This window comes from Massilia sp. NBRC 108631, assembly GCF_059704565.1.
Genome location: NZ_BAAKJE010000177.1, coordinates 1 through 1,957, shown reverse-complemented (window position 1 = coordinate 1,957; position 1,957 = coordinate 1). Strand labels below are relative to the sequence as shown.

Here is a 1,957-nt window from a genome sequence, read left to right as displayed (position 1 = left end):
AGCCTCCCGTGGTGCAGCCTCCCGTGGTTCAGCCTCCCGTGGTGCAGCCTCCCGTGGTTCAGCCTCCCGTGGTGCAGCCGCCCGTGGTTCAGCCTCCCGTGGTGCAGCCACCCGTGGTTCAGCCTCCCGTGGTGCAGCCGCCAGTCGTGCAGCCACCGTCGATCAAGGCAACGCTGACGCAGGCGTCAGACAACGGCGCCAACGCCAGCGACGGAGTGACCAGCCTTGTGCGGCCCGAATTTTCCATCGCCGCAGGCAGCTACCTGAGCGAAGGCGGCTCGGTGCGGCTTGTGCGTCCGGACGGCCAGGTGGCCGGCAGCAGCGTCATCACGGCGGCGGACGCGCAGTCCGGCAGCATCACCGTGGGTACAGCGCAACTGGACGACGGCGTCTATCAATTCGTCAGCAAGATCCTCGACAGCAGCGGCAAGGTGGTGGCCTCCTCGATCGTCAACGTCACCATCGTCACCGACATCGACGGTGTCGCGCCGTCGGTCGAGATGGCTGCCAACGGCGGCGACTTCAATCATGATGGCGTGGCAGACTGGCAGCAGCACACCGTGGCCCAAATGCCGCTTGCGTCGCTGGCCGATTTCCTGGCGGGCAAGAATGCGGCGGCATCGTCATTCGGCGCCATCCTGGCTGGCGATGTCCATGCCGGCCAGCCAGGCGGCGGCGTTCAGCTGAGCACAGGCGCCCAGTTGCTTGACCTGAGCCTGAGCGCAGCGCCTGCGGCCCTGCCGGACAATCTGACCCAGGCCTCCCCCATGTTCAACTTTTCCGTTACATCCGAAAGCGGCGCCGCGCCGCTGGCCGACATGGACGCGTCGCGCGAAGGCCTGCAGACTCGGGTGGTGATCGACCTGGCGTCAGGCGGCGTGCTGTCCAACGACTTCATGAAATGGGACCAGCAAAATCAGCGCTGGTACAGTTTCCTGGACGACGGCCGCCTTGACACCTACGACAACGGCGCCACACTGCTTGACACCAACCGCGACGGGCGTACCGACCGTATCGTCATCACCCTGACCGACGGCGGCTGGGGCGACGAGGACGGCGTTGCCAATGGCACCATAGTCGATCCCGGCATGCTGGCCTACAGCATGGACCCGCAGCGCGCGCCCGTATACAGCGTGCTGCTGTCCACCGGCGACCGCTACTACAGCGCCCATGCGGCCGACGCCGCACGCATGGCGGCGGGTTCGGGCAACGTGTTCGAAGGCGTACGCTTCGACGGGCTCGATGCCAGCCTTGGCGGCCGCCACGTTGGAGCCTATTTCCAGCCCTGCACGCGCGACTGGGCATTCGCGGCCGATGGCGAGAGCCTGCCTTACGCGTGCTACGGCAAGGTAGTCACGGAAACCGGCTTTTCCGCTGCGGCCGTTGGCGTGAGCGAGAGCGACTATCATCTTTATAAGAACGCACGCGGACTGACGCAATATGCCACCACCGCAGAAGCACAAGCCATGCAATTGCAGGCGGCAGGCTACAGCGACCTGGGCGCCAGGTTCAGCACCACCGCGCACAATGCCTTCAGCTTTGACGCCGAAGGCTACCTGCTGGCCAACAAAACAAGCACGGCGGTTCAGCACCTAGTGCTATCGTTGGCAGCACAGTACGGCTCCACGTCCGACGCTGGATTTATCGACGCGGTGGAGCAGGACTACCTGGCCCAGGTGCAGCTTGTCGGCACCGTGCATGCCGGCAGCGCCACGGCGGCCGATCTCAACGCGGCATTCGGTACATCTTTTGCTTGAAAACGCGGAGGATACAGATGACATATGCTTTTGCAGCGGCGCTGCTCGCAGTGGGAATCATGGCCGAGGCGGCGGCCGCAGAGGCGCCCGGCTATTACATCGGCGCGCACGCGGGGCGCAACAATCCGGACGGCTGGCGGCCCAGCGTCGACCTCGGCGCCGGCACCGCATTCGAAGGAGAAGCCACTCTGCGCCGCGGC

Annotated in this window: 2 protein-coding genes; both read left to right on the top strand. The window is 65.6% G+C overall.

Translation table 11 applies throughout. From position 1 onward, the window contains the following. Positions 1-1,757: choice-of-anchor U domain-containing protein (locus AC6H42_RS19350; protein ID WP_497548741.1), on the top strand; the 1,757-nt coding region annotated here is incomplete at its 5' end. Positions 1,758-1,774: 17 nt separating this feature from the next. Continuing rightward, positions 1,775-1,957 (top strand): hypothetical protein (locus AC6H42_RS19345; protein WP_497548740.1); only part of this gene is annotated, 183 nt, incomplete at its 3' end.